The organism is Bradyrhizobium manausense, from assembly GCF_018130615.1.
GTDB classification, from domain to species: Bacteria; Pseudomonadota; Alphaproteobacteria; order Rhizobiales; family Xanthobacteraceae; genus Bradyrhizobium; species Bradyrhizobium manausense_A.
This window is the reverse complement of record NZ_JAFCKB010000027.1, coordinates 70166-87367: the sequence shown is the minus strand read 5'-3', so window position 1 is coordinate 87367 and position 17202 is coordinate 70166. Positions and strand designations below refer to the sequence as shown.

The window sequence follows — 17202 nt, the reverse complement described above, 5'->3', positions numbered from 1 at the left end:
GCCACATCAAGTGCCGGCCTTTTATCAAGCAGGGAGGACTTTTATGAGTTTCACGCGACGCAATCTCTTGTCCGGCGCCGGTGCGGCGGCGGCTTCGACGCTTCTCGCCCGCGCCGCCGGCGCCCAGTCGTTTCCGTTCACGCCGGCTCAACGCTATCCGGACCCCGCCGTTCAGATCCTCGATCCGAGCTTCGCAAAGTACCGGCTCTATTCCTCGACCCTCGAGCAAGTCGCGACCGGCATGCGCTGGGCTGAAGGTCCGGTCTATTTCCCGGAAGGCGGCTATCTCCTGTTCTCCGACATTCCCAACAACCGGATCATGAAATTCGACGAGAAGACCGGGCAGACCAGCGTGTTTCGCGCCAACGCCAATTACGCCAACGGCAATACCCGCGATCGCCAGGGCCGCCTCGTCACTTGCGAGCACTCCGTCACCCGCCGGATCACCCGCACCGAGAAGGACGGCAAGATCACCGTGCTGGCCGACAAGTTCGAGGGCAAGCGGCTGAACGCGCCGAACGACATCGTGGTGAAGTCGGACGACAGCATCTGGTTCACCGACCCGCTGTTCGGCATCAATGGCGAATGGGAGGGCAAGAAGGAGAAGCCTGAGCAGGCCACCACCAACGTCTATCGTATCGCCAAGGACGGCAAGCTCTCCGCCGTCCTCACCGATCTCGTCAATCCCAACGGCCTCGCCTTCTCGCCGGACGAGAAGAAGCTCTACATCGTCGAATGGAAGGGCACGCCCAATCGCAGCATCTGGAGCTACAATGTCGGCGATGACGGTTCGCTCAGCGGCAAGACCAAGCTGATCGACGCCGCCGACCAGGGCTCGCTCGACGGTTTTCGCGTCGACCGCGACGGCAATCTCTGGTGCGGCTGGGGCTCGAACGGCGCGTTGCAGTCCGAGCCCGCCGATGTCGGTGGCCGCAAGGTCTATCAGCTCAAGGGCAGGCCAGAGGATCTCGACGGCGTGATGGTGTTCAACCCCGAAGGCAAGCCGCTCGCCTTCATCAAGCTGCCGGAGCGCTGCGAAAATCTCTGCTTCGGCGGCCCCAAGAACAACCGCCTCTACATGGCGAGCTGCCACTCCATCTATGCGCTTTATGTGGAAGCCCACGGCGCGGTGTAGCGCGTGAATTGCGGCGCGTGTCCGTGGGATTACGGACATGCGCCGTGATGCGATTGCATCATCATACCCTTCTCACGAGGAAGTGGTATCCAATCCTCAATTCGCAACGCTTTGTTAAAGTTAACGCTGCAGTTTCGCGCGCAGATCGACCTTTTAAAGTGCGCGCTTGAAGTTGTTCTCGGGTGCGATTTTTCTCATGAATATTGCTCGAGATGTCTTGAATGCTCCGCGGCTGTCTTCGCATGGCGATTTGCGCTGGACTGGGCGTCGGGTCATTTGCTGGATGGGCCCGCGCGCAGGCCACTGCGCCAAGTCAGCTTACGCCGCAGGATTTGCGCCCGCCCGCTCTGACGGGTGAACAGACGACAGCTCTCCCGGGAGCGTCGGTCGCCGCGCCTCCGGCGGGCGATCGCAGCATGACGGTGCTGCTGCGCGAGGTCCGGATTGGCGGTGAGTTCGTTGAAGTCGCCGCCGCCGGCAAGACCTTGACCGCGGGACTGAGCGGACGACGGATCAGCGTGACGGACATCTATGCCGTCGCATCCGGACTGGAGCGCCTTTATCACGAAGCCGGCTATCCGCTCGTGCGTGTCGCGGTACCGCCGCAGCGCCTCGTCGATGGCGGCGTGTTGCAGCTCCTGGTGATCGATGGTTTCATCGAGACGATCAATGTCGACGCTGTGCCGTCGCGCGCCAGATCGGTCGTCGCGGCGCGAACCGCGCAGTTGGTCGGCCGCAGGCATTTGCGGCTCGCCGAGCTCGAGCGGGCGCTGCTGATCGCGGGCGACCTGCCGGGCCTCGCGCTTCGAAGCACGCTGATGCGGGGCGATAGCGAGGGTGGCACTAAGCTGATCCTCGATGGCGCGCATCGACTGGTTTCGGCATCGGCGGGCGCCGACGATCGACTGCCGGCTTCATCTGGTACGTGGCAGCTTCGCGGCACCTTGGCCCTCAACAGCGCGCTCGGATTGGGTGAGCAGGTCTACGGCTCGGCGGGCCTCGGCGCGAACCTCGAAGCTGCAGCACAGGGGCGAGCTCCGCTCGCCGTCTATGGCGGAGGCTTGATCGTCCCGGTCGGCGTCGACGGGTTGACCGTCAATCCGGAGTACACGCACTCGACGACGCGAACGCCGGAGGCGCCGGGTGTGGTCGGCTCGTTCGGCACGTTCGAGCGCGTCGCCGTCAGACTGCGGGCGCCGATCAGCCTGACGCGGGCATCATCGCTCTACGCGAACGCATCGATCGAGCATGTCGACCAGCAGATCAGCGCGCCGACCTTCGGCGTGATGCTGAGCCATGACCGTTACGCCGTCGCGCGCTTCGGTCCGGACTATGCGACCACACTGCAATGGGGCGCCGGCATCCAGGCCGGCATGACGTTCTCGGGCGGGCTTGGCGGCCGGGACGTCCTCGACGTTGCGTCATCCGGGGTTCCTCTGTCGCGGCTCGGCGCGAGCCCGGATTTCACCAAGGTGACGGCCAACGTTCATCTGGCCCAACCCCTGCCATGGGGCGTTCGCTGGGACTTGATCGGCTCCGGGCAGGCGAGCTTCGACAAGCCGATGCTGCGTTCGGAGCAGATCTCGCTCGACGGCGCCGACGCGGTCTCGGCCTTTGCGTCGGGCACCCTGACGGCCGACCAAGGCGCGACGTTGCGCAGCGAGTTGTCCCGTTCGTTCCGGCTCGACGCCGTCCGCGCGACGCTGTCGCCTTACGTCTTCGGTGCCGTCGGCCGCGGCTGGCTGGCAAACGCGACGGTCGTCGAACGCTCCGCATTCAATGCCGGCTCGGTCGGCGCCGGCTTGCGCAGCGCCGTCGACGCCGTCGGCGTGCTGCCGGGGGCCTCGCTCGGACTGGAGGCCGCGCGCGGATTCACAGACCTGCCGGGAACAAGGCTTGGATGGCGCGCCAACGCCATCGCCTCGGTGGCCTATTGATGCCGGCCTGTCGTCCCACGGCGCAGCTGCGGAGGCATCGCGCAAGAGCGGTGGCGCTGCTCGTCTGCTCGCAGGCCATGGCCTGGTGTTCGCAAACATTTGCGCAAGCCTTGCTGCCGCAGGGCGGAAAGGTCGTCTCGGGCCAGGCCAGGATCGACGCTGCCGGCAATGCGCTCACGATCACGCAGAGCTCATTACGGTCGGTGATCGACTGGAACGCGTTCTCGGTCGGGGAGACCGGCGCCGTCAATTTCGTGCAGCCCAATGCCGGCTCGGCCACGCTCAACCGGGTCACGGGGCAGACGTCCTCGGTCATCGCCGGTCAGATCAATGCGAACGGTCAGGTCTTTCTCGTCAATCCGAACGGCATTGCCATCACCTCGACCGGAACGGTCCAGGTTGGCGGCGGCTTCGTCGCCTCGACGCTCGATATCGATACGGCTGACTTCAATGCCGGACGTCTTGGCTTCGTCGGCAAGGGGGCGTCCGCGGCGGTCAGCAATGCCGGGGTGATCTCGGCCGCTCCGGGCTCCTTCGTTGGATTGATCGGCGGCACCGTTTCGAACAGCGGCACCATCAATGTGCCGCTCGGCAGGGTCGGGCTCGGCTCGGGCGAAGCGGTGACGCTCGATCCGACCGGCGAGGGTTTTCTTCAGGTCGCAATTCCCACCGGTGCGACCGCCGCCAACGGCCGGGCGCTGATCGATGTCACCGGCCGCATCAAGTCGGCCGGCGGGCGCGCCGAGATCAAGGCGGCGACGGCGCAGCAGCTGTTGCGCGACGTCATCAATGTGTCGGGGAGCGTGACGGCGCGGAGCGTCAGGGGCCGCAGCGGAAACATCATCCTCGACGGCGGCGATGGCGGTGCGGTCACCGTCTCCGGCAGGCTCTCGGCCAACGGCAACAAGGTGAGCAAGGGCGGCGTCATCGTCGCGACCGGCCGTAAGGTGACGTTGACGTCGACCGCGCGCGTGTCCGCCGATGGTGCGACCGGCGGCGCGGTGCTGATCGGCGGAGACATGCGCGGCGGCACGGACGCCGCCGCGAAGCTCGTGAGCATGCCAGTGCGGACGGCGGCGACGACGTCGATCGACGAGGGCGCGCTCATCTCGGCCAACGGACGTGCGGGCACCGGCGGCAATGTTGTGATCTGGTCCGATGCCGCGACCGATTTTCGCGGCACGATCTCCGCGACCGCTGCCGGGTCGGGAGCAGGCGGTGCGGTCGAAGTCTCCAGCCATGGTGTGCTCGGCTACGACGGACATGTCGACGTCACCGCCGCCGGTGGGATCACCGGGACCCTGCTGCTCGATCCCTATAACGTGACGATATCGTCCGGCGGCAACAGCAACATGTCCGCCGGCACGCCTTTCACGCCGTCGGGCAACAGCTCCGTTCTCAACGTGGCGACATTGCAGGCTGCGCTGGCGACGGCCAATGTCACGGTGAACACCGGCAGCGCGGGCGCACAGAGCGGTGATATCACGGTCGCCAATGCGGTGACCTGGAGCAGCGGCCACTCGCTCACCTTGACGTCGGCGCGGGACATTGTCGTCAACGCCAACATCACGACGAACGGCGGTGCACTGACGCTGAATGCGGGCCGCGGCGTCACCACGACCAATACGACCATCAACACGTCAGGCGGCGCTCTGACCGTAACCGGCAGCACCACCGACGGCACCACCGGCATCACGCTCAATGGCGCCGCCATCAGCGTTGGGACTGGCACCGCCACGCTGACGGGCACGGCGACCAACGGCAAGGGCGTCTTTTTCACCACCGGCGCCAATACGCTCTCGGCGAGCGGCGCGGGCTCGGTCACCATCACCGGGAATTCGAGCACGACCGTCACCAATTACGGCGTGGCGCTGAACACCAATCTCACGACGTCCGGCTCGGTTTCGATCTCCGGCACGAACACGGGTTCTGCGTCGCAGGCTTATGGGCTGTACGTCAACGGCGGCAACACGATCACCGACAGCTCGGGCAATCTGACCTTGAGCGGCACCTCCACCTCGGCCAACGGGGTCTGGTTCAATGCCGGGACGACGACGCTGACCAATTCGGGTGCGGGAACGCTTGCCCTGAGCGGCGTCAGTGGGAGCCTCAACGGCATCAGGATGAACACCAGCACGGGCCTGGCCACGTCCGGTACCGTCACGCTGTCGGGCAGCTCGACCAGCGGTTCGGGATTTTCCGCGAAGGGCAGCAATACGCTGACGGCGTCGAGCGGCAATCTGACGATCAGCGGCGCGACCAGTTCCGGATCTCTCGGGATCGACCTGTCGTCGAGCGGCAACACGATCACGAACAGCGGCAGCGGTAAGCTGACGTTCAGCGGCACCGGCGGCACTAATCTGGCTGCGACCATCACCTCCTCATCCGGCGTGCTCGCGATCGGCGACACCAGTGCGGTGACGCAGTCGGGGGGAACGATCACCGCAGGCAGCCTCCTGCTGTCCGGCGGCGGGAGCTTCTCGCTCGGGCAGGCCAACCTCGTCGGCACGATTGCGGCGACCGGCGTCGGCTCGGTGTCCTTGGTCAACAATCAGGGACTGACCATCGGCACCGTTTCGGGGATATCGGGCATTTCCGCGCTGGCATCGGCAAGCATCACGATCACCACCAGCGGCACCAGCGACATCACCGTCGCGAGCGCGGTGAGTGGCGCCAGCGGCAATGCGGTGAGCCTGACTGCGGGACGAGATATTCTCGTCAATGCCGGCATGACGACCAATGGCGGAGCGCTCGCGCTCAATGCCGGCCGCGCCGTGAGCATCGCCAATGCGGCAATCTCGACATCGGGTGGCGGCCTGACGGCAAGCGGGACGACGACCGACGGCACGACGGCCATCACCCTCAACGGGGCGACGATCAATGTCGGCAGCGGGACGGGCACCTTGAGCGGAACAAGCTCGACCTCCGGCCTCGGTGTCCGCTTCACGAGCGCAGCCAGCGCCCTCAGCGCGAGTGGCAGCGGTTCGATCACCATCACCGGCCAATCCGCCAGCAGCAACGGCGTGCAGGATGATGCAAATCTGACGACATCGGGGACGGTCTCGATATCGGGAACGTCGAGTACGGCAACGGGTGTGCAGTTCGGGGCAGTGACCTTCAACGTCGCCAGCGGCAATGTCACGGTCAACGGAATGTCGAGCGCGACCGCCGGCTCGGGATCGACCATCGGGACGCGCTTCGCCGGAACGATCGTGAGCAATTCCGGCAGTGGCGCTCTCACGGTCCTGGGAACGTCGAACGATGCCGGCGCCGCCAATTCCGGCAGCGCCGGCGTGCTCTGGAGCGGGACGAGCTCGCTCGCCAACACCGGCGGCGGCTCGCTTTCGATCAGCGGCACCAATACGTCCGGTTATGGGACCGAGGTGAAGACCTCGGCGTCGCTGACGACATCGGGGACGATGTCGATCTCAGGAACATCGACCTCGGGCTACGGCCTTTTCCTTGCCAGCGGAACCACCGTGACGGCGGCGACCGGAAATCTGAGCCTGTCGGGCAGCTCAAGCTCGGCTATCGCCCTGCGGCTCCGGGGGAGCTCGATCACCAACAACGGCACGGGCACGCTAGCGCTGATTGCGTCGGGTGATACCGACCTGCACGAATCGATCTCCTCGACAAGCGGGCTGCTGAACCTCTCGCAAAACGGGACTTTCACGCAGGCGACCGGCACGATCAGCGCGGCGAATTTGCTGCTATCGGGCGCGAACGGCACCTTCATCCTTACTGCCGGCGGAAACAGCATCGCGACCCTCGCGGCGAACACCGGCAGCGTTGCCGTGATTGACGGCGCGTCGCTCACGATCGGATCGATCGCGGCAACGTCGGGCGTCACCGCGACGGGCACTGCGACGATCCAAACGTCGGGCGATCTCACCCTCGCATCGCCAGTCAGCGCCATCAGTCCGGTCCTCTCCGCGACCGGCGCCTTCATCAATCATGTCGGCAGCAGCGCCGTGACCGCCACGTCCGGACGGTGGTTGATCTATTCGAGCGCGCCCGGCTCGGATGTTTTCGGCGGGCTGGACAGCGCCAACACGGCGATCTGGAATGCGACCTACGCGACGCTGCCGCCGGCCAACGTCACCGCCACGGGCAATCGATACGTGTTTTCCTACCAGCCGACACTGACATTCACGTCGACAAACGCCACCAAGACATATGGCGCGGATGCGACCTCTGCGGTTGCATTGAGCTACAGCGTCTCAGGATATCAGGGCGTCGGCGGCGCCTTTACCACCGACAGCGCGAGCTCCGTGTTCACGGGCAGTCCTGTGGTGACCTCGAGCGGATCGGCCGCAAGCGCCTCGGTCAGCGGCGGTCCCTATGCCATCACGATCGCGCAGGGCTCGCTGTCGACGACATCGAGCTACGCACTGGCGTTCAGCAGCGCGGGGACCCTGACGGTCAATCCGGCGCCGGTGACGGTGACCGCGCTCGGCGGCTCCTCGACCTACGGTTCGTCGCCATCAAATCCGGGCTTGTCGGCAACCGGCTTGCAGAATGGCGAGACCGTAAGCCTGCTGACCGGGCTGTCCAACTCGTTCGCCGTCAGCAACATGACCAATGCCGGCACCTATACGCTCAGCGTGATGGGCGCGCTGACCAACAGCAATTACACCCTGGCCGGGACCAATGCGGGTAGCTGGACGGTCAATCCAGCGCCCGTGGTCGTGACGGCGCTTGGTGGCTTCTCGTTCTACGGCCTCGCGTCGCGCAATCCGGGTCTGTCCGCAAGCGGTTTGCAGAACAGCGATACCGTCAGCGCGTTGACGGGTCTCTCCAACTCGTTCGGGATCAGCAATACGAGTGCTGCAGGCACTTATGTGCTTCGCGTGACCGGCACGCTCACCAATCCGAACTATGCGGTAAGCGGCACCGTGAACGGAACGTGGCTGGTCTACGCGCCGTCCCCAGCGGTCGCCTTGCCGCCGCAGCCCATCGGCGCCAAGCGCAGTTGCGGTCGGCGCCTCAATCGACCGTGCTTCGATATCTGGGAAACCACGGCGCCGCACGCCGAAGGACTGCGTGCGTCGATACGGTAGCTGCGCACTCGTCCGTGCGGGCTAGGCCTGCGCCATCCCCGTCGCCCACAGTGCAAACGCGTACACGATCGCGACTTCATCGAGCCGGTCAAACCGTCCCGAGGCGCCGCCATGGCCGGCGCCCATGTTGGTGCGAAGCAGGACCGGGCCGCCGCCGGTCATGGTCGCGCGCAGGCGGGCGATCCATTTGGCGGGCTCCCAATAGGTGACGCGCGGATCGGTCAAGCCGCCCATCGCCAGGATCGCCGGATATTCCTTCGCCGCGACATTGTCGTAGGGCGAGTAGGACAGGATGGTGCGAAAATCCTTCTCGCTCTCGATCGGGTTGCCCCATTCGGGCCATTCCGGCGGCGTCAGCGGCAGCGTGTCGTCGAGCATGGTGTTGAGCACGTCGACGAACGGCACTTCGGCAACGATACCGGCGAACAATTCGCCGCCGCGGTTCGCAACCGCGCCCATCAGCATGCCGCCCGCCGAGCCGCCATGGCCGACGATGCGCTTGGCGCTCGTGTACTTCGCATCGATCAGCGCGCGCGCGCTGGCGGAAAAATCGTCGAACGAATTGGTCTTCTTTTCGCGCTTGCCGTCGAGATACCAGCCCCAACCCTTGTCGGCACCGCCACGGATATGGGCGATGGCGTAGACGAAGCCGCGATCGACCAGGGACAGCCGGTTGGCGTTGAACGAGGCCGGCATCGCCATGCCGTAGGAGCCGTAGCCATAGAGCAGCAGCGGCGCCGCGCCGTCGAGCTTGAGCCCGCGGCGATAAAGGATCGAGACCGGCACCTCGGCGTCGTCCTGCGCCTTCGCCATGATGCGGGTGGTGACGTAGTCGGTGGCGTTGTGGCCGGACGGAATCTCCTGGCGCTTGCGAAGCGTGCGTGTCCGCTTCGTCATGTCGTAGTCGTAGACTTCCGACGGCGTCGTCATCGACGAATAGGCAAAGCGCAAATTCGTCGTCTCGAATTCGTAGGAGCCCATCGTATCGAGCGAATAGGCGGCTTCGTCGAAGGCAATCGCGTGCTCATCTCCACCGGCGAGCTCGCGAATCACGATCGCCGGCAGCGCATTGGCGCGCTCCAGCCGCACCAGATGGCCGGCATAGAGATCGAGGTCGATGATGTAGATGCCGGGACGATACGGGATCAGGTCGCGCCAGTTCTCGCGCTCGGGTGAAGAAAGCGGCGCGGTGACGATCTTGAAGTCGATGGCATCATCGGCATTGGTGAGGATGAAGAGCTCGTCGCCGCGATCGGCGAGCGAATATTGCACGCCTTCCTCGCGCGCCGCGACCAGGCGCGGTGGCGCGTCGGGGTTGGCCAGATCGATCAGCCGCTGCTCGCTCGTCTCGTGATCGCCGCCGGCGATTACGCAGAAGCGCCCGCTGGTGCTCTCATGCAGATGGGTGAACCAGCCGGAATCCTGCTCCTCGTAGACGAGCGTGTCGTCGGCCTGCCTGGTGCCGAGCTGATGCCGCCACACTTGCATGGGCCGGTGGTTGTCGTCGAGCTTCACATAGAAGAAGGACTTCGCATCCTTGCTCCAGACCACGCCGCCGTCGGTCTCCTCGACGACGTCGTCGAGATCCTGGCCGCTCGCCCAGTCGCGGACGCGGATCGTAAAATACTCCGAGCCCTTGGTGTCGGCGCTCCAGGCCTGCAGCTTGTGATCGTCCGAGTGGCGGCTGCCGCCGAACTTGAAATATTTGTGGTCCTTGGCGAGCGCGTCGCCGTCGAGCACGATCTGGCTGTCGCCGCCGTCGCGCGGCATGCGGCCGAACAATTCATGCTGGCCGCCCTCGCGGAATTTGCGGAAATACGCGAACGGGCCGTCCGGCGACGGTACGCTGGAATCGTCTTCCTTGATTCGTCCGCGCATCTCGCGCACCAGCGTCTTCTGCAGGCTTGCGGTGTGGCCGAGCAGGCTCTCGGTGTAGCCGTTCTCCTCGTCCAGATATTTGCGGATATCGGGATCGAGCACCTGGGGATCGCGCAGCACCTCCTGCCATTTCGCGTCCTTCAGCCAGGCATAGTCGTCGGTCACGGTGATGCCGTGCCGGGTCAAGGAATGCGGCCGGCGCGGGGCGACGGGTGGCTGGGAAGGTGTCTTGGCTTGGGTCACTCGATCCTCATTCAATTGCGCGTTCTACCTTATATCGTCCCGATTCCGCGAATTGCCAGCGCCGCAGCGCCAAGGACTGCGCCAAGTCGACGGGTTGTTGATCCGCCCCTTCTATGCTTTGAGAAGCGATAATCCCGTCCCCTGGTCCAGCCTGATGCTGTTCAATTCCTATCCGTTCATCCTGCTGTTCCTCCCCGTGGTGCTGGCCGGCTATTTTGCCCTGGGGCGGCGCAGCAACCTGACGCCGGTGATCTGGCTGGCGCTGGCCTCGATCGTCTTCTACGCGATCGGCAACTGGCAGTTCGTGGCCCTGCTGCTGCTCTCGATCGCGTTCAATTACGGTGTCGGTCATCTCCTCATCGTGGCGAAGCTCGGCCCGTCACGACGGAAGATCGCACTCGCGATTGGTGTCACAGGCGATCTCCTCGTGCTCGGCATCTTCAAATACTCCGGCTTCGTCACCGAGAACGTCAATGCGCTGGCCGGCACGCATCTTGCGCTCCACATCCTGCTGCCGGTCGGCATCTCCTTCTACACCTTCACCCAGATTGCGTTCCTGGTGGATGCCTATCGCGGCCAGGTCGCGGCCTATGCGCTGCCGCATTACGCGCTGTTCGTGACCTATTTCCCGCATTTGATCGCGGGACCGATCCTCCACCACAAGGACATGATCCCGCAATTCGCGCGGGAGGAAACCAAGCATCCCGACGCGCATCTGATCCTGTGCGGAATCATCATTTTCGCGATCGGCCTGTTCAAGAAAACCTGCCTTGCCGACGGCATCCAGCCGCTGGTCGCGCTCGCCTTCGAGGCGCGCTCGCCGAGCTTCGACCAGGCCTGGTTCGGCGCGCTGGCCTACACCTTCCAGCTCTATTTCGACTTCTCCGGCTATTCCGACATGGCGATCGGGATCTCGCTGATGTTCGGCATCTTCCTGCCGGTCAATTTCAGCTCGCCCTACAAGGCCACCAGCATCGTCGATTTCTGGCGCCGCTGGCACATGACTTTGTCGCAATTCCTGCGCGATTATCTCTACATCCCGCTCGGGGGAAACCGCCGGGGTCGCGTGCTGCGCTACGTGAACCTGATGATCACGATGCTGCTCGGCGGCCTTTGGCATGGCGCGGCCTGGACCTTTGTGGTGTGGGGCGCGCTGCACGGCGCCTATCTCTGCGTCAATCACGCCTTCAACGCGCTCGTGTCGAACGTGCCTACGATCCTTGCGCGCCCGGCCCGCATTGTCGGCGCCGCGCTGACGTTCCTTGGTGTCGTCGTCGCCTGGGTGTTCTTCCGGGCGGAGAGCGTTGCGTGGGCGCTGCGGGTGCTCCGCGCCATGGCGGATCCCTCGAACATCGTGTTTGGCCGCGAGGAGATCGCGGCGCTGGTGTTGGTCGCCGTTTATGCCGCGTTGGTGTGGCTGGCGCCGAACACGCAATCGCTGATGGGATATGATCACGGCAATCGCACGGTCGGCGAAGCCTTGCGGGCAGGGCGCATGCGGCCCTTGTTCCTCTATGGCGCCTCGCTCGTGCTCGCCTTCGGCATCCTGGGCATCCAGAGCCACAGCGAATTCATCTATTTCCGGTTCTGATGCGCGGCACGCTCACACATCTGGTGCGTCTTCTGCTCGCGAGTGTCGCCTGCATGCTGGGTGCAGCAGTGCTCACCTATCTCGTCGATCCCCTGCAACTATTTCGCCCTTCGCGCGAGGCCTTCTATTCCGACGACACGCGCGTGCAGAACGCCGGGTTGATCCGCAGCCAGTCGTTCGATACGGCCTTCATCGGCACTTCGCTCGCCATTCACTTCCGCCAGAGCGACATCGATCGCGTGCTCGGCGTGCACTCGCTCAAGCTCGCCATGACCGGATCGAACTCGCGTCAGCAGGGCTTTGTGCTGGAGCAGGCGATCGACCGCGGCGCCCGGCGCGTGATCTGGGAGATGGACGACTTTATTTTCGTCGATGCTGCGGACATCGAGGCCGATCCGTATCTCTCCGTCGATCTCTACCGCAGGACGGCCAAGGGCATCGCGTCCTATCTGTTCAGCGCGGAGATGGCGAAGGAATCTCTGTTCGCACTGCTGCGCACTGTTCCGCCGCTACGGGAGCCGCTGAGCCGGGCGGCGCCGTATCTTCCGGTCAAGTTCGCGCTGGCGAATGCTGACGACATCTACGCCCTGCCGCGGGATTTCGACCTGCCGCGCGATTACAATGCGAAGAAGACGCTCGCCTCCTTCGTTTATATCACCGCGCCTTCGCGCAGCCGCTTCCTCGGCGAAGGTTATGGCTACGACGCCATGGTCCGGCACTTCGAGCAGGACGCCGTCGGCCTGATCACGCGCCATCCGGACGTGACCTTCGACATCTATTTCCCGCCCTATTCGATCCTGCAATTCGTCGCCATGCGCGATGCTTCGCCGGAGACGCTGAAGATCGTCGCGGATCTCACAGCGGTGATCGCGCAGCGCCTGACGAAGCTTCCCAATGTGCGGCTTCACGATTTCCGTGCGATCAAGGCGGTGACGCACGATCTCGGCAATTACGGCGACGTCATTCACCATTCGCCGGTGGTGGACGCGATGGTGCTGCGATGGCTGGCGACTGGAGAATACCGCGTCGATCCGAACAAGCCGACTGCACCGTTGGATGAGCTGAGGACGCAGGTCGAAGCGTATCGTGTCGAGCGCTGATCTTCCCTCTCCCCTTGTGGGTGTTCAGACCGGGGAGAGGGTGGATCGCCGCGATAGCGGCGAGACGGGTGAGGGGTATCTATCCGCGAACGCAGTAGGCGGCTCTGTGCGCGGAGAGATCCCCCTCATCCGGCGCTCCGCGCCACCTTCTCCCACAAGCGGAGAAGGAAGAAAGAGGAGGCGTTCACAGGGACGACAGCGGTGCCTTACACCGCCACCTGCTCGCCGAGATACGACACCGCTGCCTCTAACCCACCCTTGCCATGCGGGATCTTCAGCGCGTTGAGGCCTACCTCGATCACGCCCAAGGTACCGAGCAGCATCGGCGCATTGACATGGCCCATATGGGCGATGCGGAAAGCCTGCCCCGAGAGGTCGCCGATGCCGGTGCCGAGCACGACGCCGCATTTATCCTTGCAATAGCGTTGCAGCACCGCGGGATCGTGACCGTTGCTCATGGTCACCGTGGTCACGGTGTTGGAGCGCTCGCTGGCTTCGGCGACGTTGAAGCCGAGCACCTGGCCTTCCGTCCATGCGCCGACGGCGCGGCGCGTGGCTTCGCCGAGCAGGCTGTGACGGCGGAAGGCGTTCTCCAGCCCTTCCTCGTTCAGCATGTCGATCGCCTTGCGCAAGGCGAACAAGAGATGCACCGGCGCCGTGCCGGCATATTTGCGATAGTTCTCGGTACCCTCGCGCTCGCTCCAGCTCCAATAGGGCGTCGCCATGTTGGCCTTCTTGTGCACTTCCAGCGCGCGCGCGTTGGCGGAGACGAAGCCGAGGCCGGGGGGCGTCATCAGGCCCTTCTGCGAGCCGGACATTGCGACGTCGATGCCCCATTTGTCCATCTCGAACGGCATGCAGCCGAGCGAAGCCACGGTGTCGACCATGTACAATGCGGGATGGCCGGCCGCCTTGATCGCCTTGCCGATCGCCTCGATGTCGTTCTGCACGCCCGAAGCCGTGTCGATCTGGACGACGACGACGGCCTTGATCTTGTGCTCGGTGTCGCGGCGCAACCGCTCCTCGACCTCATGCGGCCGCACGGCGCGGCGCCAGTCGCCCTTGAGCACCTCGACCTCGGCGCCCATCAGCGCTGCCGCATTGCCCCAGCCGATCGCGAACCGGCCGCTCTCGAGCACCAGCACCTTGTCGCCGCGCGACAAAACGTTGCTCAAGGCGGCTTCCCAGGCGCCGTGGCCGTTCGCGATGTAGATGTATGACTTGCCCTTGGTCGCGAACAGAGTCGAGATGTCGCGGAGCAGGCTTTCGGTCAGGTCGAGCATCTCCTTGGAGTAGATGTCGATCGCCGGACGATGCATCGCCTGCAGCACCGCGTCGGGCATCGTGGTGGGCCCGGGGATGGCCAGAAATTCCCGGCCCGCGCGAACGGTCATTGCTATCTTCCTTGTGTCGTGAAGACTGTCTGGTGGGTCGCTGATCTACACTTCTACGCGGCGTGGGCGCCTGAGAAAAGCGCGCAAAACGCAGGTCTGGGGCTCTTATCTCTTGGTTTCCCTGCAGCCGGCGGCCTCCGCCTCCTCGACCGAGCAGAACCAGCGGGTGCCCTTGCTGATCTTCATCTTGATCTGGGTGTACCAGCGGCTGGTTGGCTGGTGGTAGATGCACTCGCCCGACGAGTTGACGTTGCCCTTGATGGTGCAGTCCGGCGAGGGCGCGACCGGCCCCGAGGCCGAGGCGAGCAGCACCGAATGGGCCCCTTCCGGCGGCTTGGTGGCACCCAGGATCGTCGTCTTCTTGTTGCGCACGCGCCAGTCCCAGGGGGCGATGAAGGCGCCCTGCCACATCCCGGCTTTGGCCTCACGCGCGGCAGCTTCGTCCGCCTCGTAGTCCTTCGAGATGCGGACAAAGGCCAGCGCCCAGCCGTTGCGCACCAGCCATTTCTGGACGTCCTCGCCGCCGACCTCGCAGCGCGCCACGGTGCGGCCGCGCCGGTCGATCGAGCGGGCATGGCAGACCCAGTTTTTGCCCTCGCTGTATTTGGCGAGCTCGTCGCGCGCGGCGACGCCGCAGGTCCAGCGCTCGCTCTTGGTGTTGAGGCAGAGCTGGTCGACCGAGGGCGCGTCGATGCCGCCGAGCCGGATCCGCGTGTTGCCGATCAGGACGGAGTCGCCATCGCGGACCTTCGCGGTGCCGGTGATGTCAGCTGCCGCCGCGAGCGAGGGGACAGCGAGCAGAGACAGCGCAATCAGGATTTTTCGCAACATGCCGGTCCGCGTGTGAAAACAATCTCGATAGTGCCCGCAATTGTGGTCGGCTTTGGGCCACTCGGCCAGCATATGCCGAACACAGAGGCTTTCAACTTCCCGTCATTGCTGCGGGCGAATGGCGAGTAGGGCATGGCGAATGGGGGTCGACCAACCCCATTCGCTATTCGCCATTCACAATTCGCCGCCTTGCCACCGCCAGCCCCATCAGCACGAACGCCGTCGTGACCTCCGGTCCGCCGACCAGGATCCGCGTTGGCGTCTTCATCTTGTTCCATTCATAGGCGCGGAACGGGCCGCGGCGGCCGCCTTCGCCGATGGCCTTGACGATCACGTTGAGAGCGGGCGCAAAGGCCCGCGGGTCGGCGCCGAGATGGCCGAGCGCGATCAGCGCCAGTGCCGCGTCGAACGCGTTCATCTCGGCGGCCATCAGCTCGCCCTGGACGTAGGACAGCACGCGGTGACGGATGAAGTCGAAATCGCCGTCGGGATCGATCGCGGCCTGCGCGGCGAGCGGCAGCGCCAGGAAGGCGGCATAGCAGCGGCCGAAATAGGCGCTGTAGAGCTCCGGCAGATAGTAGATGTGCGAGCGCGGATTGGCGAAGGCGCCGCTCGCCGCCAGCCGCTTCTGGAAGCCGATGATGCGATGCACGGTTGCGAGCCGCGCCGGCGTCTCCAGAACTTTCCAGCGCGCCAGATTGCGAAAGCTCACCTCGAGAACGTCGAGATTGAGCGTCGGATCGAGGTCGTTGCCATAGGGCCGCTCGCCCCGGAGGTTGTCGATCCAGGTCGCAACGCCGCCCTCGTAGTCGATATTGTCGTTGAGCGGCACCGTCACGCGCGGCTCGTTGACGCCGGCTTGCACCTGGTAGCCGGCGTAGAAATCCAGCAGCGGCTGCTCGAGGATAGGATCGGTGCAGCCGGCCTGCGTCGCCGCCGAGATCGAGCACGCCGTGGTGTCGCAGTCCGGCACATAGACGCCGAAGCCGAGGTCCTGCTTGATCTGGGCGAAATAGCGGGAGAAGCGCGGATGCGGCGCGGGCGCCAGCGCGGTGATGACGTTGAACCGCTGGCCGCCGGTCGCCACCACCTCTTCGCGGCTGATGTTGACGCAGAAATCGACCATGTCGGCGATCGCGCGCTCCGCTGCCGTCTTGTCGGCCGGTGAGGCGAGCCCGGTCTCGACATAGCTGAGCAATGCCTCGATGAAGAACGCATCGTAATAGGCTGAGCGGTGACGGATCTGCACCGGCTCCCACATCGGCTCGGCGATGCCGCTCCAGGGCGGATTGACCACGGCGCGGGCCTCCGAGCGCGCGATGAAGACGCGGGCGAGGTTGAACAGCAGCGACGAATTCTTGTAGCCGCGCGCATTCAGCCCGGTGAGCGCCATGATCAGCTCGCGCCCGCGGAGGTCGGGATCGCCGATCAGGTTGAAGGCGGCATAGGTCGGCAGGAAACCGTTCTTGCGGTACGAGCCGAGCAGATGCTGCGCACAGTCGCGGATCACGCCGTCGATCTGCGCCGGCGCTGGCATGGCGCCGACGAACATGGCGGGCGGCGGCTTGGGATGATCGAGCGCGATGCTGTCGACGAGTTCGGCCACGGGCTGACCGACCGCTGCCCAGTTAGGCTCGGCATCGTCGCGGGCGCGGACCAAAGCCTCGCGCAGCCGGCTGAGCCTGGCCTCGTCACGCAGCTCGGGCACGCCGGCGCGCCGCAGTAGCACCCGCAACGCGGGATTGCCGAGCGCCGTCTTGTAGAACTTGGCGAGGTGCGGATCGCCGCCGGCCTGTCCCGACAATACGGGATCGCAGACGTCATACAGGGAGGGGCCGTCTTTCCGGGCCGTCAGCGCCCGGCACGCGGCACCTGCGAAATAATGAAAGCTCATGAAATACCTGGTCGCGGGGGACTTATCCGGGGGCTTGGTCCATGACCCGCCCCTGCAAGTCTTTGAAAAAGCTACCCGGATTCGCAGGAAATACAAATGTGACTGACGTCACGGAAAAACTCGGCACGGGAGCTGCATG

At 64.9% G+C, this 17202-nt stretch carries 9 protein-coding genes; 5 read left to right on the top strand and 4 right to left on the bottom strand.

Going from position 1 to position 17202, the window contains the following annotated elements:
• Window positions 1–43: 43 nt before the first annotated feature.
• From JQ587_RS33600 to JQ587_RS33590, 3 genes are all read left to right on the top strand, one after another.
• Entirely contained in the window at window positions 44–1135 is a 1092-nt protein-coding gene (locus tag JQ587_RS33600) for an SMP-30/gluconolactonase/LRE family protein (RefSeq protein ID WP_212303677.1), read from the top strand.
• 416 nt (window positions 1136–1551) lie between these two features.
• On the top strand, window positions 1552–3072 hold the full coding sequence (locus JQ587_RS33595; protein WP_212428199.1) for a ShlB/FhaC/HecB family hemolysin secretion/activation protein: 1521 nt from the start codon (window positions 1552–1554) through the stop codon (window positions 3070–3072).
• The gene (locus tag JQ587_RS33590; RefSeq protein WP_212428198.1) at window positions 3036–8132 is read left to right on the top strand and encodes a beta strand repeat-containing protein; all 5097 of its coding nucleotides are present in this window, start codon (window positions 3036–3038) and stop codon (window positions 8130–8132) included. The genes JQ587_RS33595 and JQ587_RS33590 overlap by 37 nt, the downstream gene beginning before the upstream one ends.
• Before the next feature lie 21 nt (window positions 8133–8153).
• On the opposite strand, the gene JQ587_RS33585 is transcribed toward JQ587_RS33590, so the two are convergent.
• A complete protein-coding gene (locus JQ587_RS33585) occupies window positions 8154–10253 on the bottom strand; it encodes a S9 family peptidase (protein ID WP_212428197.1) in 2100 nt (699 codons plus the stop codon).
• Between the two features lie 154 nt (window positions 10254–10407).
• Here JQ587_RS33585 and JQ587_RS33580 point away from each other — a divergent pair, with 154 nt between their 5' ends.
• Together JQ587_RS33580 and JQ587_RS33575 are read left to right on the top strand one after the other, a co-directional pair.
• On the top strand, window positions 10408–11844 hold the full coding sequence (locus JQ587_RS33580) for an MBOAT family O-acyltransferase (RefSeq protein WP_212428196.1): 1437 nt from the start codon (window positions 10408–10410) through the stop codon (window positions 11842–11844).
• Entirely contained in the window at window positions 11844–12944 is a 1101-nt protein-coding gene (locus JQ587_RS33575; RefSeq protein ID WP_212428195.1) for a hypothetical protein, read from the top strand. The genes JQ587_RS33580 and JQ587_RS33575 overlap by 1 nt, the downstream gene beginning before the upstream one ends.
• A gap of 206 nt (window positions 12945–13150) precedes the next feature.
• Here the strand turns inward: JQ587_RS33575 and JQ587_RS33570 are convergent, their stop codons facing one another.
• From JQ587_RS33570 to JQ587_RS33560, 3 genes are all read right to left on the bottom strand, one after another.
• On the bottom strand, window positions 13151–14338 hold the full coding sequence (locus JQ587_RS33570) for a pyridoxal-phosphate-dependent aminotransferase family protein (RefSeq protein ID WP_212303672.1): 1188 nt from the start codon (window positions 14336–14338) through the stop codon (window positions 13151–13153).
• A gap of 105 nt (window positions 14339–14443) precedes the next feature.
• The gene (locus JQ587_RS33565; protein ID WP_212303671.1) at window positions 14444–15169 is read right to left on the bottom strand and encodes a thermonuclease family protein; all 726 of its coding nucleotides are present in this window, start codon (window positions 15167–15169) and stop codon (window positions 14444–14446) included.
• 163 nt (window positions 15170–15332) lie between these two features.
• Window positions 15333–17063: a hypothetical protein gene (locus JQ587_RS33560; RefSeq protein ID WP_212428194.1), complete on the bottom strand. Its 1731-nt coding sequence runs from the start codon at window positions 17061–17063 to the stop codon at window positions 15333–15335.
• Window positions 17064–17202 lie beyond the last annotated feature (139 nt).